Origin of the sequence: Clostridium pacaense (assembly GCF_020709765.2) — a bacterium.
GTDB lineage: Bacteria > Bacillota > Clostridia > Lachnospirales > Lachnospiraceae > Enterocloster > Enterocloster hominis.
In genome coordinates this window covers 56,833-81,434 of the sequence record NZ_JAJFEB020000011.1, presented here as the reverse complement: position 1 = coordinate 81,434, position 24,602 = coordinate 56,833, and the positions used below count along the sequence as shown (strand labels likewise).

28 protein-coding genes are annotated in these 24,602 nt (G+C 50.5%); 13 read left to right on the top strand and 15 right to left on the bottom strand.

Annotation, left to right across the window (positions count from 1 at the left end; all coding sequences use genetic code 11):
* The first annotated feature begins 1 nt into the window (after position 1).
* The 8 genes from LK536_RS47530 (at position 2) to LK536_RS47495 (ending at position 5,318) form a co-directional block, all read left to right on the top strand.
* On the top strand, positions 2 to 427 hold the full coding sequence (locus LK536_RS47530) for an RNA polymerase sigma factor (protein ID WP_000323895.1): 426 nt from the start codon (positions 2 to 4) through the stop codon (positions 425 to 427).
* Positions 428 to 510: 83 nt separating this feature from the next.
* Positions 511 to 681 (top strand): hypothetical protein, encoded by a 171-nt coding sequence (locus LK536_RS47525; RefSeq protein WP_000331638.1) that lies wholly within the window; start codon positions 511 to 513, stop codon positions 679 to 681.
* Positions 682 to 1,139: 458 nt separating this feature from the next.
* A complete protein-coding gene (locus LK536_RS47520; protein WP_001170964.1) occupies positions 1,140 to 2,165 on the top strand; it encodes an AAA family ATPase in 1,026 nt (341 codons plus the stop codon).
* Positions 2,166 to 2,689: 524 nt separating this feature from the next.
* Complete coding sequence (mobV, locus tag LK536_RS47515; protein ID WP_227796378.1) at positions 2,690 to 3,655, top strand: MobV family relaxase; 966 nt, start codon at positions 2,690 to 2,692, stop codon at positions 3,653 to 3,655.
* 8 nt (positions 3,656 to 3,663) lie between these two features.
* A complete protein-coding gene (locus LK536_RS47510; RefSeq protein WP_000743700.1) occupies positions 3,664 to 4,518 on the top strand; it encodes a ParB/RepB/Spo0J family partition protein in 855 nt (284 codons plus the stop codon).
* Between the two features lie 45 nt (positions 4,519 to 4,563).
* Complete coding sequence (locus LK536_RS47505; RefSeq protein ID WP_001206986.1) at positions 4,564 to 4,794, top strand: YdbC family protein; 231 nt, start codon at positions 4,564 to 4,566, stop codon at positions 4,792 to 4,794.
* Positions 4,794 to 5,057: a hypothetical protein gene (locus tag LK536_RS47500; RefSeq protein ID WP_000253176.1), complete on the top strand. Its 264-nt coding sequence runs from the start codon at positions 4,794 to 4,796 to the stop codon at positions 5,055 to 5,057. Before LK536_RS47505 ends, LK536_RS47500 begins: the two co-directional genes overlap by 1 nt.
* A gap of 54 nt (positions 5,058 to 5,111) precedes the next feature.
* Positions 5,112 to 5,318: a recombinase family protein gene (locus LK536_RS47495; protein ID WP_004607974.1), complete on the top strand. Its 207-nt coding sequence runs from the start codon at positions 5,112 to 5,114 to the stop codon at positions 5,316 to 5,318.
* Positions 5,319 to 5,366: 48 nt separating this feature from the next.
* On the opposite strand, the gene LK536_RS47490 is transcribed toward LK536_RS47495, so the two are convergent.
* From LK536_RS47490 to LK536_RS47465, 6 genes are all read right to left on the bottom strand, one after another.
* Entirely contained in the window at positions 5,367 to 7,043 is a 1,677-nt protein-coding gene (locus LK536_RS47490) for a recombinase family protein (protein ID WP_002569190.1), read from the bottom strand.
* 100 nt (positions 7,044 to 7,143) lie between these two features.
* Positions 7,144 to 7,371 (bottom strand): TnpW family protein, encoded by a 228-nt coding sequence (locus LK536_RS47485; RefSeq protein ID WP_004607973.1) that lies wholly within the window; start codon positions 7,369 to 7,371, stop codon positions 7,144 to 7,146.
* A 414-nt stretch (positions 7,372 to 7,785) separates the two neighbouring features.
* Positions 7,786 to 8,046, bottom strand: a complete 261-nt coding sequence (locus tag LK536_RS47480) for a helix-turn-helix domain-containing protein (protein WP_002590583.1) — start codon at positions 8,044 to 8,046, stop codon at positions 7,786 to 7,788.
* Positions 8,027 to 8,458, bottom strand: a complete 432-nt coding sequence (locus LK536_RS47475; RefSeq protein ID WP_009255547.1) for an RNA polymerase sigma factor — start codon at positions 8,456 to 8,458, stop codon at positions 8,027 to 8,029. The genes LK536_RS47480 and LK536_RS47475 overlap by 20 nt, the downstream gene beginning before the upstream one ends.
* A 536-nt stretch (positions 8,459 to 8,994) precedes the next feature.
* Positions 8,995 to 9,984 carry a 23S rRNA (adenine(2503)-C(2))-methyltransferase RlmN gene (rlmN, locus tag LK536_RS47470; protein ID WP_004607971.1) on the bottom strand — a complete coding sequence of 330 codons (990 nt, stop codon included), beginning with the start codon at positions 9,982 to 9,984 and terminating at the stop codon, positions 8,995 to 8,997.
* Positions 9,985 to 10,170: a cysteine-rich KTR domain-containing protein gene (locus LK536_RS47465; protein WP_004607970.1), complete on the bottom strand. Its 186-nt coding sequence runs from the start codon at positions 10,168 to 10,170 to the stop codon at positions 9,985 to 9,987. It abuts the gene before it with no gap.
* A 381-nt stretch (positions 10,171 to 10,551) separates the two neighbouring features.
* Between LK536_RS47465 and LK536_RS47460 the strand changes: the two genes are divergently transcribed.
* From LK536_RS47460 to LK536_RS47445, 4 genes are all read left to right on the top strand, one after another.
* On the top strand, positions 10,552 to 10,905 hold the full coding sequence (locus LK536_RS47460; RefSeq protein WP_004607969.1) for a helix-turn-helix transcriptional regulator: 354 nt from the start codon (positions 10,552 to 10,554) through the stop codon (positions 10,903 to 10,905).
* Between the two features lie 261 nt (positions 10,906 to 11,166).
* Positions 11,167 to 11,496, top strand: coding sequence for a plasmid mobilization protein (locus LK536_RS47455; protein WP_002585086.1), 330 nt, complete (start codon positions 11,167 to 11,169; stop codon positions 11,494 to 11,496).
* Positions 11,457 to 12,803 carry a relaxase/mobilization nuclease domain-containing protein gene (locus LK536_RS47450; RefSeq protein ID WP_002585087.1) on the top strand — a complete coding sequence of 449 codons (1,347 nt, stop codon included), beginning with the start codon at positions 11,457 to 11,459 and terminating at the stop codon, positions 12,801 to 12,803. Before LK536_RS47455 ends, LK536_RS47450 begins: the two co-directional genes overlap by 40 nt.
* Positions 12,804 to 12,866: 63 nt before the next feature.
* Positions 12,867 to 13,118, top strand: a complete 252-nt coding sequence (locus LK536_RS47445; protein WP_002585088.1) for a helix-turn-helix domain-containing protein — start codon at positions 12,867 to 12,869, stop codon at positions 13,116 to 13,118.
* Between the two features lie 177 nt (positions 13,119 to 13,295).
* Here the strand turns inward: LK536_RS47445 and LK536_RS47440 are convergent, their stop codons facing one another.
* The 5 genes from LK536_RS47440 to LK536_RS47420 all read right to left on the bottom strand — a co-directional run bounded on the left by LK536_RS47440 (position 13,296) and on the right by LK536_RS47420 (position 20,474).
* The gene (locus tag LK536_RS47440) at positions 13,296 to 13,661 is read right to left on the bottom strand and encodes a cysteine-rich VLP domain-containing protein (RefSeq protein WP_002585089.1); all 366 of its coding nucleotides are present in this window, start codon (positions 13,659 to 13,661) and stop codon (positions 13,296 to 13,298) included.
* The gene (locus tag LK536_RS47435) at positions 13,658 to 13,864 is read right to left on the bottom strand and encodes a transposon-transfer assisting family protein (RefSeq protein ID WP_002569181.1); all 207 of its coding nucleotides are present in this window, start codon (positions 13,862 to 13,864) and stop codon (positions 13,658 to 13,660) included. The genes LK536_RS47440 and LK536_RS47435 overlap by 4 nt, the downstream gene beginning before the upstream one ends.
* A gap of 2 nt (positions 13,865 to 13,866) precedes the next feature.
* Complete coding sequence (locus LK536_RS47430) at positions 13,867 to 14,763, bottom strand: hypothetical protein (protein ID WP_437443566.1); 897 nt, start codon at positions 14,761 to 14,763, stop codon at positions 13,867 to 13,869.
* A gap of 60 nt (positions 14,764 to 14,823) precedes the next feature.
* Entirely contained in the window at positions 14,824 to 18,150 is a 3,327-nt protein-coding gene (locus LK536_RS47425) for an antirestriction protein ArdA (RefSeq protein ID WP_006859298.1), read from the bottom strand.
* A gap of 239 nt (positions 18,151 to 18,389) precedes the next feature.
* Positions 18,390 to 20,474, bottom strand: a complete 2,085-nt coding sequence (locus LK536_RS47420; RefSeq protein WP_007037046.1) for a DNA topoisomerase 3 — start codon at positions 20,472 to 20,474, stop codon at positions 18,390 to 18,392.
* A 78-nt stretch (positions 20,475 to 20,552) separates the two neighbouring features.
* Here LK536_RS47420 and LK536_RS47415 point away from each other — a divergent pair, with 78 nt between their 5' ends.
* Positions 20,553 to 21,305, top strand: coding sequence for a Shedu anti-phage system protein SduA domain-containing protein (locus LK536_RS47415; protein ID WP_004607960.1), 753 nt, complete (start codon positions 20,553 to 20,555; stop codon positions 21,303 to 21,305).
* A 10-nt stretch (positions 21,306 to 21,315) separates the two neighbouring features.
* On the opposite strand, the gene LK536_RS47410 is transcribed toward LK536_RS47415, so the two are convergent.
* Genes LK536_RS47410 through LK536_RS47395 form a run of 4 tightly spaced genes read right to left on the bottom strand, consistent with a single transcriptional unit; the run spans position 21,316 to position 24,590 of the window.
* Positions 21,316 to 21,504: a hypothetical protein gene (locus LK536_RS47410; protein WP_004607959.1), complete on the bottom strand. Its 189-nt coding sequence runs from the start codon at positions 21,502 to 21,504 to the stop codon at positions 21,316 to 21,318.
* Positions 21,501 to 22,211, bottom strand: coding sequence for a DUF4366 domain-containing protein (locus LK536_RS47405; protein WP_004607958.1), 711 nt, complete (start codon positions 22,209 to 22,211; stop codon positions 21,501 to 21,503). The genes LK536_RS47410 and LK536_RS47405 overlap by 4 nt, the downstream gene beginning before the upstream one ends.
* Positions 22,204 to 22,482, bottom strand: a complete 279-nt coding sequence (locus tag LK536_RS47400; protein ID WP_004607957.1) for a DUF4315 family protein — start codon at positions 22,480 to 22,482, stop codon at positions 22,204 to 22,206. Before LK536_RS47400 ends, LK536_RS47405 begins: the two co-directional genes overlap by 8 nt.
* A 38-nt stretch (positions 22,483 to 22,520) precedes the next feature.
* Positions 22,521 to 24,590, bottom strand: a complete 2,070-nt coding sequence (locus LK536_RS47395) for a C40 family peptidase (protein WP_007037045.1) — start codon at positions 24,588 to 24,590, stop codon at positions 22,521 to 22,523.
* Positions 24,591 to 24,602: the final 12 nt, after the last annotated feature.

The window sequence follows — 24,602 nt, the reverse complement described above, 5'->3', positions numbered from 1 at the left end:
AATGGCATACAACCACGGACGGGAGGACAGGAAATGGCGTATCTGGAAAGAAGCGGAGGAAAAGCTGCTGCGTGAGTGCGGCGTTGATGAAGCGACCATTGAGCAGATACGCATGGCGGACAGGGCAGACTTCAATTCCAACAGGCGGTTTTACCGATGGACGAATGACGTTGCGGAATATCTTGAGGACATGGCAGGCAGGGAGCGGCAGGCGGAAGTGGGTACGGTTGCGGAGTTACTGGAAGAGATTGAGAGCGAAAATCTCTATCAAGTATTAGTCACGGTGGACGGGCGTACCTTGAAAATCGTCCTGCTGAAAATGCAGGGGTATTCCACAAAGGAGATTGCCCCGCTTGTGCATTTGACGACTGGTGCCATCTATGCGAGGTTAGACCATCTGCGGAAGAAGCTGCGGAAAATTTTATAGCTTCTAAAACAGCCTGCCATCCTGCGGGCTACTGGGTGAGGGATGGAAATCCCCTCACTCATTTTTTGCAGGAGGACAACAGGATGGCATACAGGGTTAAGGCATACACGCTTCGGGAGGAATCCACGGAAAGCGGCACAAGGTATTTTATCAGCTTTAAGGACGGGCAGGGCAAATCCCACGAGTTGGAAGTGTCGGAACAGTTCTTTATGGAGTTTCGGCAGATGGAGCGCAGGAACAGGAATCTTTTCTAATGGGACGAGCGGCACAGGGAGTTTAACGAGGTATGGGACGAAACCCTTTACAGACGGGCGTTGCGTGTGCCTAAGAGCCTTGATGAACGCATGGTTGAGGAAGAACGGAATGAAACGCTCTATAAGGCGGTTGGGAGCCTTCCAGAGATACAAAGGCGGCGTTTCCTGCTCTACTACGAGTATGAGTTCAATTTTTACCAAATCGCCGCTATGGAGCATTGCACCGCTTCGGCAATACAGAAATCTGTTGCGATTGCAAAGGAGAAAGTAAAGGCGGAAATTGAAGAAATATCTCCAACCGTGACCGACACCGCCCGAAAAAGAAATCTGTTTTTTATTTGTGTGGGATTGGCGGCATTACATACTCTCACTTTTTTCCGTGGGAGTAAATCTATTTTTAAGGAGGTCAACGCCTATGTGCAACGAAAACAAAGACACCGCCCGAAAGGAGGAAAGCCATGCAGAAGTTACAGACAGTCAACGCCGAAACGCTCCTTTATGAACCGCTTGAGAAACCATCCTTTGTGGTGGACAGCCTTATCCCGACAGGCTTATCGCTGTTCTGCGGCTCACAGAAGATAGGCAAAAGCTGGCTCATGCTGAAGCTATGCTTATGCGTGTCGCAGGGAATCCCTTTATGGGATATGCCGACAATGGAGGGCGATGTGCTTTACCTCTGCCTTGAGGACACGTTCTGCCGCATACAGGACAGGTTATTTCGTTTGACGGACGAAGCAAGCGGGCGGCTCCACTTTGCCGTGGCAAGCTGCAAGCTGTCAGACGGTCTTATCGTGCAGCTTGAAGATTATCTGAAAGATTACCCAGACAGCAGGCTCATTGTCATTGATACCTTGCAGAAAGTCCGTACAGCTTCAAAAGACAATGCCTATGCAAGCGACTATGGGGACATCTCCCTCATCAAAGACTTTGCCGACAGGCACTCTCTGGCGGTCATTGTCGTACACCACATCCGAAAGCAGAATGACAGCGACGTGTTCAACAAGGTGTCTGGGACGACAGGATTAACGGGGAGTGCGGACGCTACCTTTGTTCTGGAAAAGGAGAAACGTGCGTCTGACACCGCCAAGCTGTATGTGACGGGCAGGGACACGCCTTATCAGGAATACACGCTGCGTTTCCGTGATTGCCGTTGGGAGCTTGTGGAGCGGAAAACGCAGGAGCAGCTTGCGAAAGAAACGATACCAGATGTCCTTTTTCGGTTGGTGGATTTTATGAGGGATAAGGAAGAATGGATAGGCACGGCAACGGAACTGTTAGCCGCTATGGGGGAAACGGAAACCATACCCACGGTGATTACGAAATGGCTGAATGAATACCGCACCACATTTTTAAGCGAGAACCGTATCTGCTACCAGTACAGCCGCAGGAAAGACGGCAGGCGGATTGCCCTTGCAAGGAGGGCGGGTGACAGCGGTGATGGTGGTGACAGCGATATTAGGATACCCCCCTGTTACTGTCATTGACGCTTAAAGCCATGTAAAGCTGGCGGCTCTGCCCTGCGGGTGACAGCAGTGACGGTGGTGACAGTGATTTTAGGATACCCTGCCGCTGTCATCCCTACGGGAGAACACCCCGTAAACGCAAAATGCAGGCGTGAGATTTACTCGCCCTTTTCGGTCGTGTAAAACCACCCCTGCGGTCAGAAAAATCATTCCGATTTTTCCGACTGCGTTTACAGGGTGTAACACACTACACCTTGCCCTGCAAAGTCGTGTGCCAGACGTTCCCTCTGGACTCCCTTAAGGCAGGGCTGTGCCCTGCTATCCTACGCCTTACGGCTTCGGATAAAAGAATGGCGGCATGACGGTGACGGCTCTTGCGAGGGGGGTATCCCAAAAACACCGTCATCATCGACATGACCGTCATGCAGGGGGTGAGGGTGACAGTTGCGGCAGTCGGCAGGGGGTATCCCAAAACTGCTGTCACCACCGTCACCGCTGTCACCCCAAAGGACGGTCACCCGCCGAAAGAAAGGAGGAATCCGCCTATGCCTTATGCAATCCTGCGTTTCCAGAAACGAAAAGCGGGCGGCGTTGCGGCTTGTGAACGCCACAACGAGCGGAAGAAAGAAGCCTACAAAAGCAACCAAGATATAGATATGGAACGCTCTAAAAACAATTACCATCTCATAGCACCACCAAAGTACACCTACAAGAAAGAGATTAACCGCATGGTAGCCGAAGCGGGGTGCAGGACAAGGAAAGACAGCGTGATGATGGTGGAAACGCTCATCACAGCTTCACCAGAATTTATGAACCAGTTACCGCCCGAAGAACAAAAAGCGTATTTCCAGACGGCTCTTGACTTCATTTCGGAGCGTGTTGGAAAGCAGAATATCCTCTCCGCTGTCGTCCATATGGACGAGAGAACGCCCCATATGCACCTCTGCTTTGTGCCGATTACGCCAGACAATAAGCTGTCAGCGAAAGCTATCTTAGGCAACCAGAAATCATTATCCGAGTGGCAGACCGCCTACCATGAGCGGATGTCCTCACGGTGGAATCAGCTTGAACGGGGGCAGTCCTCAATGGAAACCAAGCGGAAACACGTCCCCACATGGCTCTATAAATTAGGCGGCAGGCTTGATAAACAGTATGAAGAAATCGTGTCTGCCCTATCCGACATCAACGCCTTTAACGCAGGGAAGAAAAGGGATAAAGCGTTAGATTTACTCTCTGCATGGCTGCCAGACGTGGAGAAATTCTCTAAGGAAATCGGGAAACAGCAGGCGTATATCGACAGTTTGAAAGAGAGAATTGGGCAGGAATCAGACTATGCGGGGCGTATGCGTGATGAAAAGTACGAGCAGGAACTAAAGGTGCAGAAAGCGAATCAGAAGATATTTGAATTGCAGAGAACCAACGAGCAGATGGGGCGGCTGCTGTCAAAAATACCGCCCGAAGTGTTGGAAGAATTGCAGAAAAATCATAGAAGCAGAGCGAAAGAAAGGTAGATATGTGAATGAAGAAACAGGATTTTAAGGTGTTAAAGACCAAAGACTTGTACCCGTTCCCCGACAATCCGTTTCATGTGGCAGAAGATGAAACACTGTCAGAGTTAGCGGAAAGCATCAAGGAATTTGGCATTGTCACGCCGATAATCACACGCCCGAAAGAGGACGGGGACGGTTATGAAGTGATTGCAGGACAGCGGCGTGTCCGTGCTTCTGAACTTGCAGGGATAAATACCGTGCCTGCGTTTGTCCTGCCCTTAGACCGTGACCGAGCCATCATCACCCTTGTAGACAGCAATTTGCAGCGTGAGAATATCCTGCCATCGGAGCGGGCGTTTGCTTACAAGATGAAATCCGAAGCCATGAAGCGGCAGGGTTTCCGCACAGACTTAACCTCGTCACAAGTTGTGACGAAGTTGCGGACGGACGACAAGGTGGCACAGGGCTTCGGCGTGGGCAGGATGACCGTGCAGCGTTTTATCCGCCTGACGGAACTGATACCGCCGATTTTGCAGATGGTGGACGAGGGGAAAATCGCCCTCACGCCTGCGGTGGAACTGTCCTTCTTGAAGAAAGACGAGCAGGAAAACCTCTTTGCCACGATGGAGAGCGAAGAAGCAACGCCCTCACTCTCACAGGCACAGCGGATGAAACAGTTAAGCCAGAGCGGGCGGCTTGACATGGATACGATATTTGCGATTATGACGGAGGAAAAGGGCAACCAGAAAGAAACCTTGAAAATCAACACAAGCAAGCTGAAAAAATACTTTCCGAAGAACACAACGCCGAAGCAGATGGAGGAAACCATCATCAAACTTTTGGAGCGTGAGTTGCAGAGGAAACGCAACCGTGACAGCCGCTAATCTTCTTTTTTCGGGAAGTAAATACAGAGAGTTGAGGTATGGAGAATGAGAGAAATCCAGTATGAAATCGTAAAGGAAATCGCAGTATTGTCTACGGGCGACAGTGGCTACACAAAGGAAATCAATCTCATTTCATGGAATGGGAAAGAGCCGAAGTATGACATCCGCAGCTTTTCCCCGAACCGTGAAAAGTGCGGCAAGGGAATCACGCTGAACGCTGATGAAGCGGCGGCACTCCTTAAAGCATTACAGAAAGAATTAAACAGCGAGGATTAATGGTATCTGATTGGCAGGGCGGGGACATTTCCAAACTCTTCCCTGCCCTGTCTGGAAAGGAAGATTTAAGTATGGGCGAGGATAAGAAAGCAGATAAAAAGAGAAAGCGTATCGTGCCAAAAGCACCAGTGCAGATGATAATCAGCCGTGAATATGTCGGCACACAGACCGTTACAGAAGCGTTTGTCCCGATTATCTCCGAGGATATTCGGAAGAAGATTGCCGAGGGCGACACCTTCGACAATGAGGGGCTGTCCGCTTAGAATGTACGCAATGGGACATGAAAACAGATAGGACAGATACGGAGGTTTTACAGTATGGCAGGAATCAAAGAAGAAAAGAAAATCTATTTAGTCGGCATTTATTGCCGCTTATCTAAAGACGATGGTACGGATAACGAGAGTGCGAGCATTGCGACACAGAAATCCATCCTCACGGATTATGTGAAAAAGCAGGGATGGCACATAGCAAAAACGTATGTGGACGATGGTTATTCTGGTACAAATTTTGTTGAGGTAAGATAACGATACCTTTTTTGCAGAGGGTGTTATCTTACCTCTTTTTGATGTATGTTAGATAGCATAACTCTTTACGTCGGCTCCTATCTGTCTGAAATAGGAGATACTTTCAGTAGGCTTGTCGCCTGTATCAACTCTGCCGACAAAGCTATAAAAGATTTCGATTTTGCGGGTGTTCGTTTCCTTATCCAGTTCGTGAATAAGAATACGGTCAATAAATTCATGGACGTTTTCGTAGGTCAGTTCTTCAATCGCTGTGTATCTGCGTACCAGTGCGACAAACCTTTTTACGTCCGCGCTGCGCTCGGTGGCGTTGTCGATTTCCTGTGACAGCTCCGCAATCCTCCGGGTCAGCGTCTTTTTTTCTTCATCATAGCCGGAAGTCAGAAAAGCAAATTGTTCATCTGAAAGTTTCCCTAAAGCGTTGTCCTCGTAGAGCTTGCGGAATAAGATGTTCAGCTCGTTAATACGGTTCTGCGCCTTGTCAAGTTCTTTCCGCTGCTGTGTCAGCGTCTTTTGTACTGCCTTTGCGCTGCACTCGTTGGCGGTTTCGATAAACTCCTGTTCATGCTCTTTCACATAAGACGTTACTCGCTGCAAGTCTGCAAGGACAAGTTCTTTCAATACGCTTTTGCGGATATAATGCGTAGTGCAGAGCATATCATTTCTTGCCCGGTTGCGGTAGTTGCCGCAAGTGTAGGCGTGTTTCCGTTCAAGCGTCCCGGCTCCGCGTACTGCATACATTTTGTAGCCGCAGTCCCCACAAAAGAGCAGCCCGGAAAACAGGTCAATTTCATCAACCTTTGTCGGGCGTTGCCGGGTGGCAATCCGCTTCTGTGCAAGTTCAAAGGTTTCTTCATCAATCAAAGGTTCGTGAGTGTTGGGGAAGAAATACCTTTTTTCCTCCGGGTTCTTTTTCGTCTTTTTCGACTTATAAGATACCTTGTAGGTTTTCCCGGTTATGGTATGCCCTAAATACTCTTTCCTTGTCAGAATGTCGTACAGTGTCTTATCCGGCCAGTTGTACCATGCGTTGAGCTGTGGGCGGGGGTGGCGTTTGCTCCCTGTCCTGCGGTAGCGCAGTTCCCCGACGGTCAATATCTCATTGTCCCGCAGCCAGTTCTGGATTTCACACATACGGTCGCCCCGTACATACATTGCAAAAATCTGTTTTACGACGTGTGCCGTTTCCGGGTCGGGTATCAGATGATTGCGGTTATCCGGGTCGATAAGGTAGCCGTAAGGAGCTTCGCCGTTGACGCGCTCGCCTTTCTGTGCCTTTGCCTGTTTGACAGCCCGGATTTTCTTTGAGGTGTCGCGGGCGTAAAACTCGTTGAACCAGTTCCGCAGAGGGGTAAACTCGTTATCTTCCCTCGCTGTGTCTACACCGTCGTTAATGGCAATGTAGCGCACTTCGTATTCGGGGAAAACAATCTCTATCAGTTCGCCGGTTTTCAGATAATTACGTCCCAGACGGGAAAGGTCTTTTGTTATGACGGTCGCCACGTTCCCGGCTTCAACCTCATGCAGCATGGCTTGAAGCCCCTCACGCTCAAAGCTCACGCCGGAAAATCCGTCGTCTACAAAAAAGCGTGTGTTGAAAAAGTGGTGTTCGTCAGCATACTTTTGTAAAATCAGTTTTTGGTTCTGTATGCTTTCGCTTTCCCCGGCTTGCATATCTTCCTGGCTCAATCTGCAATATAAAGCGGTAATCTTGTCTGTCTGTAACATTTTGTCCTCCTTTCCGACGACAGACAAGCATGGTATTTGTACTGTCTATATTATACCACATACCGCTGCCTGTGTCATGTATAAAATGTGAAGAAACGCCCTATTTCCGGGCGTTTGCGGGGTTCAGCTCCATGTCCTTGCGAATGAGCTTCTTTATCTTTTTATCCAGTGTGTCCGTTGCGCGTTCACTTGCGGACGAACATACAAGGTAAGTAACTTTTCCGATTTTATGCTCCGTTGTGGTAACGGGCGTCTGGTTTTGCGTCAAAGAAAATCCCCCTTTCTTTCGCAAACATATAATACAGTCTATGAATAGCAGCAAGTCCACTATTCAAGAAAACAAAGGCTTTAATCGGACGGTTATTAGCATAACCTCATGGGAATTTCACCCCGGCATGGTTCTCATGCAGCCCTACCCATTGCCTGCGACGCTCTTAACGCTCGGACTGTGGCTGTAAGGAAGTATCATTGTATATTTTGCGTGTCGTCGCCCGCAAGCCGCTACACTTGCTTTCCGGCGCGGTGTTGGTCGCTCGGCTGTCCGGGCGGGGATAACCTCACCCGGATAGCGTCATGGCGCACCCACCGTATGGCTCGGCGCAAAAGGAACGTATCCGATTTGCCCTATGCTGCGCCGCCGTTATCTTGCGCCGCTTTCTTTGTCAAGGTTCAGAATGGCTTTGCTGCCGCGTCAGCAGCGGAACGGAAAAGGGGGAGAGAGAAAGCGTCCCGCCGCTGCGGTTTATTCCTCTGCCTTAAAGGTGAGGACAGCCATCATCAGTTTTGCTTGCAGCCGTTCCCGAATGTCGTGGTCTACGCCAAAATAGACGTTCCCGCGCTCGTCGTACAGCTTCCGCATGGAGAGGCGGGCTATGTAGCCGCTGAAATGCTGCAAGACAATCTTCATAGCGTCCGGGTCGCCCTTTGTCGCTGCCAAAATGACAGGATAGGGAACAAGGGCTTTTTCCGGGTAGCCGGGTTCGTTACCATTCGTCCCATTCATCAGCATTTTCCTCCAGATATTTTTTTAGCAGCTCAAAAGAGCTTGTCCGCCTGTACTGTATCGTGCTTCTCGACGTATCGAACAGCTCCGCAATCTCGGTGTCGTTCATTCCCTCGAAATAGTACAGGAGTACGGCTTTGCGCTTTTCTTCCGGCAAAGTACGGATTGCTTCAAGAAGCAGCTTCGGCGTGATTTTCTTCCCGGCTCTTTCAAAGGCGATTTCCCCTTTGAAATATTCATCAAAGGTATGAAGCTGCCGCGCTTCTTCTAAGGTCAAGTCGGAAAAGGTAATCTCCCTTGCCTTATGCCTGTGCAGCTCTTTGTGAGCGTCACACGCTTCATTGTGCAGTACCGTATTACAAAACTTCTGGAAAGCGCACTGTTTTATAAACTCCCTGCGATTAGGTTCCACATTCTCACCCCCTTTCTCGTTGGAAAGTTGGTGGTGCTTCCCCCTTTTCGCGGGGCAATACTGCCTTTTGAAAAAAACGCCGAAGATTTTCGGATTTTTTTCAAAAAATTTTTTGAGCAGCAAAATACGCCTGTCCGAAAAGCCCGGACAGACGTATAGGTATTGTAAGCGGTATTCAGATGATTAGACAGTTCATATTGATAGACGTAGTTTTCCCCGGCGGTGGTCGGGCTTTTTTTGATGTGTCAATGACCGTCGGATTTTGTCGATATGGTATGTGCTTCATGGCGGCTACCTCCTTTTAGCCGCCGCTTTTAACAGTGATACCGCGTCATTTCATTAGAAGATAAAAAGAAACGGCGGCTTTGGTTTTTCAAAGCTGCTGCGGAAATCAAAGAACGACAAGCAACAGTTCTGATTTTGCTCCAATATGGTTATTGGGGGCACAAATTAAATCAAAAAAGAGCCGATAACAGCAGTATTTCAAACTGCATATTATCGGCTCTGCGTCTGTGCGTCTGGCTCTTTTAATTAAATTATTTTTGTTGTTTTTTGGCTTTATTATATGTATTAGCTAACTGTCCACAAGCTGCTTTAATCTCTCTACCATGAGAAACTCTCATGGTAACTTCAAGTCCTGTTTGCTCTAATTGATGTTTGAACGCAACCATTTCTTGTTTTTGTGGTGCTCTAATTTTTGAATTACTCGTCGGGTTGTATTGCAGCACGTTAATCATAACATTTTTGCCCTTAAACCATTTTGCAAGTTGCCTTATATCTGAGGAACGGTCATTTATACCTGGTAAAAGCAAATACGCAAATACCACTTTTCGATTATGCCTTTGTGAATAGGACAATGCTTGCTTAACAACATCTTCAATAGCGTACATGTGCATATGAGGAATGATGCAGTTTCTCGCAGCCTGTGTTGCTGCATGTAAAGATATTGTCAACTGAATTTTTAGATGTTCTTCGCGCAATTTTTTTAATTGATTAACTGGACCAACTGTTGATACGGTAATGCCGTCGGTTGGAAAGTTAAGTCCATTTCTATCTCGAAGAATATGGATTGCTGCAATCAAGTTGTCGTAATTGAATAAAGGTTCTCCCATTCCCATAAAAACGATACGATTTACTTTTTGACGTATCAATATGACCTGTTGCACAATTTCAGATGGTGTTAGATTACGAACGAAACCATTGCGTCCGGACTCACAAAAAATACAGCCAACAGAACAACCAACTTGCGTACTTACGCAAACAGTCCCACCATCTCGCCGTTTAATAAAAACCGTTTCGATATACCTGTTGTCTTTCAATTCATAAACATACTTTTCAGTATCGCTACTTTTATAGACTTTTTTTGTTGATATTGATAGATTTTTTTTGTGAAATGGCTGTTTATACAATTCCGCATATAAGGCTCTTGCTTTATCCTCTCCAATTACTTCCGACATTTCTTTGTAAGTAAATCCGTATGGGTCATTCAATATTTCCGTAAGTGTACTTTTAGGTAAGTGTTTCATTTAATATCCTTCCTTTTGTTTTTCAGAGTTTTTGATTATGATTTCTAATTTTTCAACATCAATGATATGTGTTAATTTACATTTAGGGCAGAAAAGAGGAAAATTTCTTAATACCGTATTATAAAATACTTGAACCCTCGTCTTTCCGTTACAAATTGGACATTTTATCCAATATTTTTCAAGCATAATATTTCTCCTTTTGTGCAAAAAAATACAGGTCAATTCTCAACATGAGCATTGACCTGCATTTATACATATAACACTACAACAAAATTAAGGCATAGTTTTTATACTATGTCTATACATCGTTAGTTTTGTTGTATAGCATACGCAAAATAAGCATGACAAAAAAGCCCATATTGAAAATGGGAAAAATCTTTTTTGATTTCAATGCTTATCGAATACGCATGCTATGTAACATAAACATTTCCCCCTTTTAATAATACTATACAAAAAAAGCGGCTAATTGTCAACATATACATATGAATTATTTTGGCTAACTGATTGAATTGTGTAGACATATCCAAGAAGAAAGGGGAACAGTAAAATGTAACAGGGTGAATAACTATGGCAAAAAGACCAGTACCGAAATACGATTTCAAGGCTTTTGGGGCAGCGATAAAGGCGGCGCGGACAGGGCGCAAGGAGAGCCGCAAGAAAGTGAGCGACGAAATGTTTATCTCGCCGCGCTACCTTGCGAACATTGAGAACAAGGGGCAGCACCCAAGTTTACAGATTTTCTTTGAGCTTATGCTCCGCTACAATATATCCGTAGACCAGTTTCTTTTGGAAACGCCGCCAGAGAAGAACACGCAGCGGCGGCAGCTTGACGCGCTTCTTGACGGTATGAGCGATACAGGCATACGGATTGTGAGCGCAACGGCAAAGGAGATAGCGGAAGTCGAAACAGAGGGCAGATAAGAAGTGTCCGTCAGAATTGAATAAGGTTTAGAGAGCGTTGTAATCTTTTTTTGAGGATTGCAGCGTTTTTCTTTTGCGGAAGTTTGGCAAAACCGGGCATAGCTCCGTAGTAAGGCATAAGGGATAAAAACATTCGTAGCAAGCATAGGAAGCGGGTACCCACTTCCGTATTTTCCCCTCCCGCGCTGCGGCGCGTCGGTTGAAAATTGCTTGTTGGGAAGTGTCCCAAACCCTCGGAACGGAAAGGAAAGGAGCGAATACATGAACGGACGCAAAAGAACGGTGCAAATCAAATTCAGAGTGACGGAAGCGGAACGGGATTTAATACTGGAAAAAATGAAGCTCGTACCCACCCGGAACATGGCGGCATATCTGCGGAAGATTGCCATTGACGGGTATATCATTCAGATAGACCATGCCGATATAAAGGCAATGACCGCAGAGATACAGAAAATCGGTGTCAACGTCAACCAGATAGCACGCCGCGTAAACGCGACGGGGAACGCATACCAAGAGGACATAGAGGAAATAAAGGGGGTGCTTGCGGAGATATGGCGGTTACAAAGATTAAGCCTATTAAAAGCACTCTAAGCAAAGCCCTTGACTATATCGAAAACCCGGACAAGACGGACGGAAAAATGCTTGTGTCCTCTTTCGGCTGCTCCTATGAAACGGCAGATATTGAATTTGAATATACCTTGTCCCAAGCACTCCAAAAGGGGAACAATTTAGCCTTTCATCTGATACAGTCCTTTGAGCCGGGGGAAGTCGATTATCAGAAAGCCCATGAAATCGGAAAGCAGCTTGCCGACGCGGTAACAAAGGGGCAGCATGAATATGTACTCACGACGCACATTGACAAAGGACACGTCCACAATCACATTATTTTCTGCGCCGTAAATTTCGTAGACCACCGCAAATATAATTCCAACAAAAGGAGCTATTACGGCATACGGAACATGAGCGACAAGCTGTGTCGGGAAAATGGCTTGTCCGTCGTCGTTCCCGGCAAGGGCAGCAAGGGAAAGAGCTATGCGGAGTACCAGGCAGAAAAGACGGGTACAAGTTGGAAAGGCAAGCTAAAGATTGCCGTTGACGCGCTTATCCCCCAAGTTTCCAGTTTTGAGGAATTGTTGCAGCGGTTACAGGCGGCGGGCTATGAGATAAAGCCGGGGAAATATGTGTCATGCCGCGCCCCCGGACAGGAACGCTTCACCCGTCTTAAAACCCTCGGCGCGGATTATACAGAGGAAGCCATAAGGGAACGGATAGCGGGCAGACGGGCAAAGGCGGCGAAAGCCCCCAGAGAGCAGCGCGGCGTTTCGCTGCTTATCGACATTGAGAACAGTATCAAGGCGGCGCAGAGTAAGGGCTATGAACAGTGGGCGAAAATCCACAATCTGAAACAGGCAGCAAAGACCATGAATTTCTTGACGGAACATAAGATTGAACAGTACGCGGATTTAGTCAGCCGGATTGAAGAAATGGCAGCGGAAAGCGGACAGGCGGCAGACGCATTGAAGGACGCGGAAAAGCGGCTTGCGGACATGGCGGTGCTTATCAAGAATGTTTCCACCTACCAAAAGACAAAGCCCGTCTATGACGCATACCGCAAGGCAAGGAACAGGGAGAAGTACCGCGCCGGACAGGAACAGGCGATTATCCTACATGAAGCCGCCGCAAGGTCGCTGAAAGCGGCGGGCATTGCAAAGCTCCCGAACCTTGCCGCGCTGCAATCGGAATATGAAGCCCTCCAAGCGCAGAAAGAAGCCCTTTATGCCGACTATGGGAAGCTGAAAAAGAAAGTCCGGGAATACGATATTATCAAGCAGAACATTGACAGCATTTTACAGGCAGACAGGCAGCCGGAACGGGAAAAGGGAACAGAGCGCGGATAAGGATAGCAAAATCCCCGCCGCTGTGCTATGATAGGGCTATCAAAAAGCAGAGGAGCGTTGAGCATGGAAAACCAGAAAATGCCGGAATATGAAACCATACGCGCCGCCGTTGCCGGGGAAAAATGGGCGGTGGAGAAAGTCGTGGAGTGCTACAAGGACGAAATCGACAGGCTATCGACGGTAGCGGTCAGACAGCCGGACGGAAGCACGAAACAGGAAATCAACGAAGATATGCGCCAGTCCATCACAAAGAAGCTGATAGAAGCCCTCCCGCAGTTCCCGCTTGAAGAAATGGAAAAGGGAAATGTCAGATAGGCAAAAAAAGAACAGGGCGCGGAAGCCAGTATATGACTTCCGCGCCCTGTCTTTTTATGGGTGCTGTTTTCGTGAATGTTACGCAGTAGAACGCCATTTTTGGGGGTAAAGGTATAAAGTATCGCCTATCCGATTTTCACGCCCGGAAAGCCCTGTAAATCAAGGGATTTTCCGCGCCTACTGCGTAACAGGGGCGCGTCTTTTCCTCATGCGCTCGGCGGCTTGTCTGCGGGTGATACGTTTCCGGCAGACGGGGCAGTATTTGACACTGTTAGAGGTTGACGCAAAGAACGCGCCGCACTCGGTACATTTCTTCTTATCCCCTGTCTGGTAAAGCTCCGCATAAAGCAGCCTGTCGGCGGGAAGCACCGCAACCCGGAACCACTTGCAGAGAAGCGAATAGGAAATGAGCTGCGGACATACGCACTCGTCCCCGTCGTCCAGTAAGATACAGTTCCCGTTATCATAATTGCAGCACGTCCGGCGCACAAGGGCGTTGACTTTCCGGCTCTGGGGCGGCGTCAGCCGCTTAACCCCGTTCATACTTCATCAGCGGCGTAAATGGGAAGCTCTGCAAATTCCGCTTCGGTCAAAGCGTCCACTTTGGAAAGGGTGCGCTTTGCAAGCTCCCGCATATCCGCGTCCATGTAGGGCAGCGCGGCGTTGACATTCTCAATCAAAGCCCGCTTGCCGCCCTCGTTGTAAATGCTCAAAAGGTTTGTTTCTTCAACAGTCAGTCTAATCATGCTCATACCTCCATATCGTGATTTTTTGTTTTTGCCGCCGCCTTTTTCGGGGCGGTCTTTGCCTTGTCTGCTTTAAGCTGCGCCCGGATAGAGGGGCGGGGCTTCCTTATCTCCCTGTCCCGGTTCTCCCCCTTGTCAATCAGCGCATACGTCCCATGTCTGCCCTCGATTTTGGAAAAGGAAAGGGTCTTGTAGGGCAGCATGGAGAAAAGGCGGTCAGTGTCCTTTGTGGCTGCAAGCCGCATGAACGCCGGGGAAAGCTCTGCCATGAAATGGGTCTTGTTCGGGCTGTTCGGCTCGTAATGCCGCTTCATTTCCCGCACAATGCGCCGCGCTTCCGTTTCAATCAGCCCGTCCCGCAAAGCGGCAATATGCGCCTTGAAATCCCCCGGCGAAAGCTGCTCCCGGCTGCGCCGTTCTTCCTGTAAGAGCGATTGCAGCGCGTCCGGGTCGTTGGGTACGGCTTCAAAGCGTTCAAATTTCCCAAGCTGCGGGTCTGGGGTTCCGTCAAAATATCTCCCGGCTTCCTGTACCCTTTCCCCATGCTCATAAATCAGCTTCACCGTATCGGCGGGCAGCTCCTTTTCCTTGACGCGCTCATAATGTTTAGAGTAGTCCAGTTCGTACAGATTGCCCTTGATTTTCCCGCGCTCCTTTCCCGTCAGCTCGATTGCATAGGCAAGAACGCGGTCGCTTGTCTGCTCCATGTAGAAACGCCATGTGTTGTGGGGCGCGGTGTCTTTGAGGAAAACGTCGCGCTCCCGGAAACAGTGCGTCCCGGACGGGCGGCAGAACCACAAAAGTGTTTTGTCCTCCCTGTGGGGGCTTGCCGCCGCCTTTGCGATAATCTCTTTGTCAATGTCTAAGTCGCTCTGGTAAAAGCCTGTGTTCTGCTTCATAATCGCTTCAAGGGAAGCAAACAAATCCATGTTTTCAAATTTGCTCTGTTCCGGCATGGGTCAGCTCCTTTCCAAGTCCTGTGACTTCTGCTTTGCGTTTTTCTTCTGTGCCTTTTCCTTGTCGGCTCTAAGCTGCGCCCGGATAGAGGGTTTCTTTTCCGGCTTCGCTCCCTTGCCGCGCTCCTTGTCGGCTTTGACAGCGTTAGCCAGGTCAACAAGGGAAATCTGCTCGCCCGCCTTTACCTTTGCTTCCAGTTCGTCAACGGTGGGGGTGTTGTTGATGATACCGTCAATCATGTTCCCGTTCTGCTCTGTGGTCTGCTCGGCGGTTTTCAAGGGATTGTCCCGCTGCGCCTGTTCTGCGGCAACGGCAAACGCCCGCGTCCCATTCCCCATAATCAGATACTTTCCGTCGTCCGACTGGTGGTGAAAGCCATATCCGGCGGCTTCTATCTGCTCCCGGCTCATGGCGGTCACATGGAAAGTCCCCCTCGGTGTCTTGACAGTTTCGCCCGTTTCCAAGTCGTCCGGGGTAAGCTGCTTTTGCTCCTGTAAAAACTCCGGCACTTCCCGAAAACCTACACTGTCAACGAAATGCGCCGCGTCCTGTCCGTCCTGATGAAGCACTACCACGTCGGAAACGGAAAGGCTGTGTCCCTTAAAATCTTTGGGGTGGTCGATATTGAAACAGGTGTAAATATCTTCAAGGGAAGTTTCCGGCGCAAGGGGCGCGGAATAGACAAGCTCATAGTTCGCCCTGTCAACCACATTTCCCGCCGCCTGCAGGCGGTCGTATGGCTCAAAGCGGAAATCCCTTGTTTCGTCCCCGCCCTTTATCTGGTAAATGGAAAAGGTGTCTTTGTCCTGTCCGGCGGTCTGCGCCGTTTCCTGTGCCTTTGCGTAAAGCTGCTTCACGTCGCCCTCGGTCAGCTCGCCGCTTTTGAGCTGCCCCATAAGCTCGCGGCATTTCTCCGGCGTTCCCGTATAAAGCACGTCGCCCATTTTCGCCCGCCCGTTCTCCTGTGTCACATAGGCTTGCAAGAGGTAGCTGTTTTCCCGGCTGTCGCTGTAAGGGTTCCGGCGCACTCTGTAAATCGTTTCCGGGGTAAAGGCTTCTTTCGGGGCTGCGCCCGCTTTTTCCTGTGCGCCGGATTTTCCCGGTGCGGCTGCTTCCGGATCCGGCTTCTCCGGCGCGGCTTCCTGTCCCTCTCTGGTGGGCTGCTCCTGTCCGGCGGTCTGCTCCTTGTCCTGTGCCTTTTGCAGCTCCGCTAAGTTCTCGTCTATGGAATTGATAATCTCGGCGGCTGCGCTGCGTATCGTTTCAAGGGAGCTTTTCAGCTCGGACAGCTCCCGCCCGCTGCTCCACCCGGCGACATAGCCGAAAGAGTAGTCCGACGTGTCAAGCCCGTAATGTTGGCAGACAGTATAGGCGACGCTTTCCGCTTCGACTTCGCGGGTGCGGCGGTCAACGTGGGGCTGCTGCTCGTCCTTTGGCGCGTTGAGGTCAATGTCGTGCAGCTTCGCATGGGCGATTTCGTGAATAGCGGTCTTTAAGGTCTGTAATTCGCTCATGCCCTCGTTGATAGCAATGCGCTTGTCCTCCAAGTGGTAGTAGCCATGAGAGCCGCCCTCGATATTCTCAAAGGCGATAGGAACGGGGGAAGTCTTTTCAAGGGCTGCGAAAAAATCCTTGTAGCGGTCAACGTCGCCTGTCAGCTCGTCAACCGCAATGTCCGGCAGCTCCTTTCCCTCGGTCTGGGAAACGTCAAAGACGGATACCACCTTGTAGGCGGGTATGGTGACTTCCTTTTCCTCGGTGACGGGCTTCCCGTCCTTGCCGATAACGGGCTTCTGCGTGTGCGGGTCGATTTTCTGCATTTCCTGTTTGATTTTATAGGGTGACGGAGCAATGATTTTAATTCCCTTTTGCCCTTTCATCACGTTTCGTTCAAAGTTGTTCTTCCAAGCGGAAAAGCCCGCCACAAGGGAAGCGTCCGGCTTCTGCATGGCGATAAGGACGGTGTTTCGGAAGCTGTAATTATGGAATTTTGACATGACTTTCAGATATTCCCGGTAACGCTCGCTGTCAAAGAGTTCCGCAATACCCTGTTCCAGACGGTCGGTAATCTCTTTGAGCTTTTCGGCGGGCTTCTCGCTCGTCAGCACGATAGGGATAACCGGGCGCGGCTCCTGTGGCTGCTCTGCGGTCTGCGCCGTTCTCTGCCCCGGCGCGGCTGCGTCCATTTCTACCTTTGACGGGTCGGGTCTTTCCGGCTGCGGGGGCTGCGGCGTTACCCGGTATTCCTCCGGCACGTCGCGCCCGTCGTACCATTCTGTAAAGGTGTTGCGGTTGTTGTAGATATAGCCCTTTTCGGTAAACATACCGTCGTCGTTAATGGAAGCGTCCCGCCCGTATTCCTCATACATGAAATACTTTTTCGCTTCTTCGGGAAGTTCCGGTTCTTCCAGTTCATCAACCAGATAACGCCCGTATTCTTCTTCATTGTGGACGGACGGATAAATCCAGTAGCAGTCAAGGTTCTGTGCAAGGTTGATAATGTCCTGTAAGCTGTCGGCATGGTCGCCGTATTCAATGGCTGCAATGAATTTCTCCCGGTCGTCGTCAAACTGCATTTCCAAGAGCTTCCCTAAATAGTTCAGCTCGTCGGGGTGGGAATACTCGCTTAAATGCTCCGTCAAGCCGGGGATAGTGGATTGAAATTCTGTGAAATGCCATTCCTCATAGTGCTTGAAGTCAATCCCGATACGGTCAAAGACTTCTTTCAGATGTTCGGCAGTCGTGGGGAATGTCACCCATTCGCCCGCGGGTCTGCCCTCGGTGTACTTCCCAAGATTGGAAAGATAGCCGCTTAAAATCGGTTCTGCCATTTGTTCGCTCCTTTCTTTTTCAATCATGCGGTGCATAAGCTCAAAATCCTCAATGCTCATGCTCCCGTCAAATACATAGGGGTTAAAATCCTCCCCGTCCCGGTAGGGCTTTTCGGAAAAGGGAAGCCCCGCTTCATGGGCGGCTGCCCTCGCTTCCTCGATAACCTCCGGGGGAAGCCTGTCGTCATGCGCTCCGATAAAACCGTCAATGTCGTTCATGCTGTTTTCGTAGTGGTAACGCACTCCGGCGGTCAGCTCGTCAAGGCTCATGTCCTCGCCTAAATGCCCGCAATAGTAGCCGTTTAAGATAACGGCGGCGGGGTCAATGCTTTTTATTTCCTCTAACCGGCTCCTGTCCTCCGGGTAGAGCGTATCGTCCATATCAAGATGAAAATATTCCGCGTTCCATGAACGCCCCTGTTTCCAGAACGCCACCCATGCGATACCGTCCCTAAGCTCGTCTTGATAGTCCTTTACGGTGTCCCGTAAACTTGCCATAGTGAAAAACCTCCTTTCTCTGCGGCAGCGTCATAAGCTGCATTTTTTGGCTGCATGGTCTACTACGGGTACGCCCGCATTTCTGCCAAATATTTTTGAAAATTTTTAGAGGGTGAAGCCCTCCGCAAAAGAGGGTTTGGGAAACTTCCCAACAAGCAAAATCCCCGTCCGGCGCGTCAGCGTCGCAACGGGGATTTACGGAAGTGGGTACCCGCTTCCTATGCTTGCTATTCAAGTTTTTAGTTCTTCTGCACTTCGATACGGTAGTTGACGTATTTCCCGCCAGTGTCAGCCAGAACGATAGTTCCGTCGTAGGTCTTGCCTGTTTTCGGGGAGTAGAGCTTCTTCACATTCGCCTTGCCGGATTTAAGGAGCGCGGCGGCAATCTTCGCGGAAAAAGCGGTCTTGCGTTCCTCGAAAAAGCGGTCATTCTTCCACATGACAAAGGCACATTCTTTGTTGCTGCAATAATAGTTTTTCTTCCCCTCATGGACGGGGGAACCGCAACGGGGGCATTTGCCGACAGAGGGCTTTTCCTCCCGGAACAAATCCTTTTTCCCGTCCAGTGCTGCGGCGTGTGTCTGCACAAGCTCCCGCGCCATAGCTTCAATGCCGGACAGAAATTCGCCGGGGTCTGCGGCTCCCTTTGCTATCTGCGTCAGATTGTTTTCCCATTCTGCGGTAAGCTGTGGGGAAGTGAGTATATCCGGCAGAATACAGATAAGGCTGTTCCCGTTTTTGGTAGGGATAAGCTGCTTCCCCTTGCGCTCCGCAAAGCCGCCCTTTACCAGTTTTTCAATGACGGCGGCGCGGGTGGCGGGAGTGCCAAGCCCCCGGCGTTCCGCGTCCGGGTCGGTGTCCCCGTTCCCGGCGCGTTCCATAGCCGACAAAAGGCTTGCTTCGCTGTGGGGCTTCGGCGGCGTTGTGGTATGCTCCGTTACTTTTGCGGCGGGGTTAGGAAAGCCCTGTCCCTCGGAAAGCTTCGGCAGCGTCACGTCTGCATTTTCCCCGTCCTCCGCTTCGGGCTTATCTTTCAGCGTCGCCCGGTATCTGCGTTGAAGCTCTTTCCAACCCTCCGCAAGTACGGTCTTTCCCCTTGCGGTGAAGTCTGTCCCGGCGCATGAGAAAACCGCCGTAACCGCTTCATAAATATGCGGCTCGGCGGTGGCAAAAAGCAGACGCGCCCCCGCAAGGGTAAGGATATTCTTCTCGCTTTCCGGCAGCGCGTCCGGGTCAGCCTTTGCAAGCTCCATAGTGGGAATGATTGCGTGGTGGTCTGATACTTTTTTACTGTCTAATACCTTTACAACCTCCGGCGTGAAGTCCGCGCCCGCCATAAAGGGGAGTTTTTCGCAAAGCAGCGCGATAATGCCCGCTGCGGTGCCGCCCATGTCGTCAGTAAGAAAGCTGCTGTCCGTCCTCGGATAAGTAAGGAGCCGCTTTTCATAAAGGGATTGTGCAAGGTCAAGGGTCTGCTTCGCGGTGTAGCCGAAAATGCGGTTCGCTTCCCGCTGCAAAGAGGTAAGGTCAAAGAGCTTCGGCGGGGCTGCGGTTTTCTTCTCTCTGGTGAGGGAAACGCATACCGCCGTTTCCGCTTCGCAAGCCCCTTTCAGCGCGTCGGCTTCTGCCTTGTCGGAAATCCTCCCGCTTGCCGCTTCCGCGCCGGATAAATCAAGGCGCACATGATAATATTTTTCTTTCTGGAAATGGGAGATAGCCGCGTCCCGGTCGGTGAGCATTTTTAAGGTCGGGGTCTGGACGCGCCCCACGTTCAAGGTCTTTCCATACAGGCAGGAGAAAAGCCGGGTGGCGTTAATGCCGATAAGCCAGTCAGCCTTTGCGCGGCAGAGGGCAGACGCAAAGAGCGCGTCGTATTCCTGCCCGTCTTTGAGGGAAGCAAAGCCCGCCTTGATTGCCCCGTCCTCCATTGAGGAAATCCACAAGCGGCGCATGGGCTTCTTGCAGCCCGCCGCTTCGTAGACAAAGCGGAAAATCAATTCTCCCTCGCGCCCCGCGTCACACGCATTTACCACTTCGGAAACGTCGGCGCGGTGCATAAGCTCTTTTAGGGTTTTGAATTGCTTCCCCTTGTCCGGGTCAACGGCGTACTGCCATTCCTCCGGCAGAATGGGTAAGCTCTCAAAACTCCATTTTTTATATTGCTCCCCGTAGGCGGCAGCTTCCGCAAGCTGTACCAAATGCCCGACGCACCATGAAATGAGGCAGCCGCCGCCCTCGATATATCCGTCTTTCTTTTCCTTAACGCCAAGCGCGGCGGCGATAGTCTGCGCCACGCTCGGCTTTTCTGCAATAATCAGTTTCATTTTCTGTTCTCCTTTCGGTTGTTTTAGGTTTGAAATTGGTTTATACTTTAAGCATTACTATAAGAAACAGGTGACAATATGAAATCAATACATACTTTCGATGTTTTTGCTCCTACTGATGAACAGGAAGAAGCAATGAATAAAAAACGTGGCGGGCATTACAGGCGCGGTAAAAACAAAGAAATGGATTACTTTATTGAGTGTGCTACTTCGCTATTTCCCAACAACCATTATTCAAGGTTCACACCTATATATGATACGACAAAAGAGTTTTATCAACTGATTACTTCTTCCGATACAACAGAAAGAGCTATACTAAATTGGATAGCTTCTAATCGTGCATGGAATTATTTGTTTGGCTTATTACGGCATTATTACAGAACAGGACACCATGACGATAATTATATCTTTCCAGAGTTCAAAATCGGGTCGGCTTATGTGGCTGATTATCTGCTCATAGGTAATAGTTCAGACGGTTATCAATTTGTCTTTGTGGAATTAGAAGCTCCCAACGGGCGGATAACAAAAGAAAAAGGTACTCGTTTCGGGGAAGTAATCAATAAAGGGATTGAACAGGTTAGGGATTGGCAAATGTATATTGCTGCAAATTGGAATGTAATTGTAGCAGAATTGGAAAAGCACTCATTCTCCAATACAAAGTTACCCAGACAATTATACAAATATTGCCCTTATCAAATCTACTATGCTGTGATAGCCGGACTCCGTAAAGATTTTGAGAATATTCGTGATAGAAAGCTCCAACTGCAAAATGAAAATAACATAACACTTTTGCATTACGAAAATCTCATAGATGTTGCAAACGAAAATTAAAAGTCCATTTTCAGCGTTCCGGCTCACTTGCCTTTTTCTCCTGTACCTGTTTCAGACAGTAGCCCACACAAGGGAGCTGCCCTTTGTACGGACAGGAAGCGCAAGCCGGGGAATGGGGAACGGGCGGCGCATTGTCACGCCGCCCGCCCGGTCTTTGTATCATCATCTTTTCAAAGGGATTGTCGGTAAACAGGGTCATGCTTCCTCGTCCTCCTGTTCTTCATCAGAAAGCCCGTCCCCCTCGTCCGGCTCGTCCTCGTCGTAGTCGTCAAAATCGAAATCTTCAAGGTCGGTGCCGCCCTTGACGTTTTGCTTCGGCTTCATAAACTTAAAATAATAGAACGCGCCCCCGCCGCCAAGAAGTGCCACGACAAGGAAAAGCACAAGCCCGCCCGCATTGCCTTTCTCTTTGGGCAGCTCCGGCGGTTCCTCGGTTTCCGGCTCTGCTTCCTTGCCGCTGCAAGCGGTCATGTTGTCCTTGCAGACGGGGCAGCTCACATTTACCTTTCCGGCTTCGCATTTTTCGGTGCAACTGCAAACGGCGGGCGGGGCTGCTTCGGTGCTTCCGTCCTCCATAAGTGCTAAGAGGTCGGCTTCGTCCACTTGATTAAGGAAATGTACGGTGTTCTCGCCCTCGTCGTCCCGGTCAATGAGGATATAAAAGTAATTGCCGTTTTTGGTCGTTACGGTGATAAGCTGCTTGTTGCCGCCGAAATCGTCTACAAGGGTCGCGTTCCCGTCCGGGGTAAGGGGTTCTTCCTTTTGGGGTTCCTCGTAGACAACGCCGCTGTCGTTGGTGTCGTCCTCTCCCTCCGGGGTCTGTGCAAAAGCGGTGACGGAAAAGCCGCCCGAAAGCATAAGGGCGGCGCAAAGTGCGGTCAGTGTTCTAAGGATTTTCTTATTCATTCTCGGTGTCCTCCATTTCTTCGGTGTCGTGGTCTGCGGGTTCTGCGGGGTAGCCCGGCGCGGCTTCCATGCCCGGAATACCGCCCCCGGAAAGCATAGCGGAAAGCTCATGCGGGGAAAGGCGCATGGAGCGCACAAGCTGTACGATTTGCAGGTTTTCCGCTTCGGTTTTCTGCGCTTCAAGCCCCCTTAATTTATTCTGGTACTCGGTGATTTTCTCGCGGGTCTTTGCAATCTCCTTGTCGATACGTTCAATTTTGTTCATAGCCATCAATAAATTTCTCCTTTCAGATTTTCATTTTTTTGTTGTCAGTTCCAATTCATTAAGCCGTAGCCCTTGATACAGGAGTAATTGACGGGGTAGCTCTTTATCTTGCAGGCGTCGCCGGAATTGCCCTCGACGGTATAGACGCGCTCCCCGTCCGTCCCGATAACAAGCCCTACATGGTCTGCGCTCCCGTCCCCGTCCCAGTCGAAAAAGATAGCGTCGCCGGGGGCGATATTCTCATAGCCCCTCGCGCCCCATTGCCCGCGTGACTGGAACCAGGGTACGCCCTGTGACTGGCACCCGGCAAAGCGCGGCTCGCTTTTCCCGGCTTGATTGTAGCACCATGAAACAAAACAGGCGCACCATTCCACGCGGCTGTTAAATCCGTACCAGCTCCAAAAGGGTCGCCCGCCTACGTTGCCGACTTGCCGCTTCGCAAGGTCTACAACGGCGGTGTTGCCGGGGCGTGTGCCGTTTACAAGCTGTACGCCGCTTAAATCCTCGGACGCGCCCATATCGGGGGAGCCGCCGCCGAAAATCAGCGGCTTGTTTCCGCTTGTTTCCAGATAGACGCGGTACATTTCAAGCTGCTGTGGCGTTAGAAGTTCCTCCGCAATCTCGGAAATGGGCTTGTTCGTCAGCTTCACGTTGAGGATATGGTACTCGTAGGGTACTTCCTCGCTGGTCGTTTCCCCTGTTTCCGGGTCTGTGCTTGTTTCTGTGCGGTAGCGGATTTCCGTTTCTTCCGTCAGCGTCAAAGTGTACTGCATGGCAAAGACGCGGTTTAGTTCTGCCTGTGCGCTCTGCGGGGTGTAGGTCTGTAAAAGGGCGGTGAGGTAGGACGCTAACTCATGGGGGTTATGCCCGATACTGTCAAGGTCATAGCGGTATTCGTCATAGCCGGGGTGGGTGCTTTCGATATTGTCAATCTGCTGCTGAAGCTCGTTTTCCTTTGCGGCGTAATTATTTTCCGTCGCCACAAGGTCGCTGTCCTCCGACGTGTAGGAAGTCCCAAGTATGCCGTTCATCAAGCCGGAGAACATGGAGCCGCAAGAGGAAAGCCCCGCCGATACCATGATGAATAAGAGCAGCGCGGCAACGGCGATACATACGCCCGCCGGGTGCCGCCCTACAAAAGCGATTGCCTTTTTTGTTTCCTCGGCGGTCTTTTTTGCCGCCTTGCGGGTGTTCTCTGCGGCTTTCTGCGCCGTTTTTGCGCCGCCTTTCCTTGCCGACTTTGCATACTGCCGCTTGATTTGCTGCTTCTGCATGAAGCGGGAAAGGGGATTGCCCGCAATCTGCGGATTGTCATGTAGGGATTTATGGTACTGGAAATCCACATTCGCCTTGAACGCCGCTTTCTCTGCCTTTGCCGCCGCCCGGTAGGGTTTGAGCTTGTGGCTGCGGTAGCCCTCCTTGACTTTCCGCGTCCCGTACTTTGCGCCGCGCTCTGCCAGTTCTTCGGATTTGTGCGCCCCCTCAACGCCGGAATTGTCCTTTTCAACGGAATGTATCTTGTTGTGGACGAAAATACCCGCTTCCTGTGCGGGGCGGGATAGCGGGTTATTGTGGGGCTTATTCCTTCCTATGGGCTTTTCCTGTTCCTCAAAATGTAGGCGGGTCTTGCCTTTCCCGGTGGCTTCATCAAAGGTGCGCTCCCGTACAAGTTTCTTTTCTTTGGGGATAGCCGCCTTTGCCGCGTCCAGACGGTCGGCTGCTTTGTCCGATTTTCGGATATACCTTTCAAGCTCCGGCGTTGCCCGTTCCTCGTCGGTAAACTGCAAGCGGGAAGATTTTTCTTTTGCTGTGGCTTCTGCCTGTGCTTTCCTCGCCGCCTTTTTGCTCGCCTTTCTGGTACGCGCCCCGTCGATACGCTCCAAGACGCGCTCGGCTGCGGCGGTGTCCTGTTCCCGTTCTGCCCCCGGCGCATGGGGAAGCGGCGGCGCGGCGGCTGTGGGCGCGGGAGCTGCGCCGCCCGGTATGGTCTGCGCTGCCTGTTCCGGCGGCTGCGGTGCTTCGGTCTTTGCAAAGTCCGCGTCCCTTATCCGCTTGCTGATACGTTTCTTTTTCCCGGTGGCGGCGTTTACCTCGACAGCCCCCTCGCGGGTCATTTTCTGCGTGAC